This window comes from Tepidiphilus succinatimandens, assembly GCF_006503695.1.
Taxonomy (GTDB): domain Bacteria; phylum Pseudomonadota; class Gammaproteobacteria; order Burkholderiales; family Rhodocyclaceae; genus Tepidiphilus; species Tepidiphilus succinatimandens.
On the sequence record NZ_SBIK01000031.1, the window covers coordinates 1 to 1,710 of the forward strand.

A 1,710-nucleotide genomic window follows, 5' to 3' on the forward strand; every position below is an offset into this window, starting at 1 on the left:
CAGGAGGGGTTCCTGAAGTAGTCGGGAAAGTCACGCCTGTCAGGCACGAGCACGGTCATCGAGACGGCTCGGGGCAGGAAGAAAACCGTGCGCACTTTTGCGTACGTTTTTGAGAGCAGAAGTGTCGATGAACGAACCCAGAGCGCAAGAAGAAGCCAAACCTTCGGGGCAAGATCGTCCCCTTGCGGCCGAAACGCCCGCTGCGGCTGTGGGCGGCGCGACTGCCGGGGCTGGAGCCCCTTCCGCCTCCCCACCTGTGGGCGATGCCGCAGCCGCCCAGGCCCAAGGCGGCGCTTCGGCGGATTCGCCGCCAGAGGGGGCGGCCAGTGCAACGCGCGGCGCGCGGGGTGCTTCGACGGAAAGCGCGACTCCGGCGCGAGGGCGCTCCGGCGTCTGGGCGCTCATCGCCGGGATCGCGGCGCTGCTGCTCGCCCTGGGGGCATACGGCTATACGCGCCACGTCGCACAGCAGGAGTCGGAACGGCGCCAGATGCTCGAAGAACGGCTCGGCCGGCTCGAACAGGGAGCGCGCCGCAGCGAGGAATCCTTTCAGCAGCTTCAAGGAGCTTTTACCATCCTGTCGCAGCGCCTGGACACGGTGCAGCACACGCTCGGGCAGGTTCAGGGGCAGGTGGATGAGTTGCGCGAGATCGGCCGTCTGGTGGAACGTTTGACCCAGGCGCTGGCGCAGCAGGATGAACGGCGCCTGCTGCTGGAAGCGCGCGATGCGCTCATCTACGCCCAGCGGCGCATCGACTGGGCGAACGATCCAGCCACGGCGCTCGCCGTGCTCGGCGAGCTCGACGCGCGCCTGGCCAAGGAAAGCCGAGGACTCTTCCTTCCCCTGCGTCAGGCGCTCGCCCGTGACCTGGAGCGGCTGCGTGCCGCCCCGCGCGTCGATCTCGACGGGATCCTCGCCCGGCTCGACGCGCTGGAATCCCGCCTGCCGCAGCTCACGCTCGCCTTCGCCGCTCCCATGCCGGAGACGTCGGCGGTGGCCGCGCCACGGCTCGCCGCCGAGGCTGCGCCGCAGGACGCTTCGGCGCCGGCGGAATCGCCCTGGTATCGCCGCGCCTGGCAGGCGCTGCTGCGCGGCACGGACGAGGTGCTCGCGTCCGCGGCAGGCCTCGTGCGCCTGGAGCGGCTCGATGCCGTCGCGCCGGAGCTGCTCTCGCCGCAGCAGCGGCTGGTGCTCGAAGAGAACCTGCGGCTGTGGCTTGCCAGCGCCCGGCTCGCGGCGCAGGGTGGAGACGAAGCGCGCTACTGCGCCGCGCTCGGCAAAGTGCGCGAAACGCTGGTTCGATTCTATGTGAGCGACGACCCTGCCGTGGCGTCTACGCTCGCCGCCCTCGACGAGCTCGCGGCCCAGCCGCTCGCGGCGCATCGCGTGGCGCTCACCGATTCCTTCGCCGCGCTCGCCCAGATCGAGGCGCGCCTGCAGGCCGAGGCGGCTGCCGCCTCCGCGCCCTGAGGAGCTAACTCTCGTATTACAAAAAGTGCAAATTAGTCCATAAGGGTGTTCATGGAAAATACCATGAGCACAGGCAAGGCGGCAAAACTTCTTGGCGATGAGTGACTGACCATGCACCTTACCCACCGAATCGCCCTTCGTCCCACGCCCGAGCAGGCGGATTACTTCAAACGCGCCTGCGGCACGGCCCGGCGCGTGTGGAACTGGGCGCTCGCCGAATGGAACCGGCAGTATGCCGC

The 1,710-nt window shown here is 68.9% G+C and carries 2 protein-coding genes; both read left to right on the forward strand.

The annotated features are described in order from the left end of the window. Nucleotides 1-127 precede the first annotated feature (127 nt). Nucleotides 128-1,471: a uroporphyrinogen-III C-methyltransferase gene (locus EPD82_RS11780; protein WP_141056750.1), complete on the forward strand. Its 1,344-nt coding sequence runs from the start codon at nt 128-130 to the stop codon at nt 1,469-1,471. Nucleotides 1,472-1,582: 111 nt separating this feature from the next. Further along, a partial coding sequence (locus EPD82_RS12465) for a helix-turn-helix domain-containing protein (protein WP_170210841.1) occupies nt 1,583-1,710 on the forward strand: 128 nt, incomplete at its 3' end.

Excerpts from the sequence above, each read along its gene's own strand:
- EPD82_RS11780 (WP_141056750.1), top strand. The coding sequence starts at position 128 with ATGAACGAACCCAGAGCGCAAGAAGAAGCCAAACCTTCGGGGCAAGAT.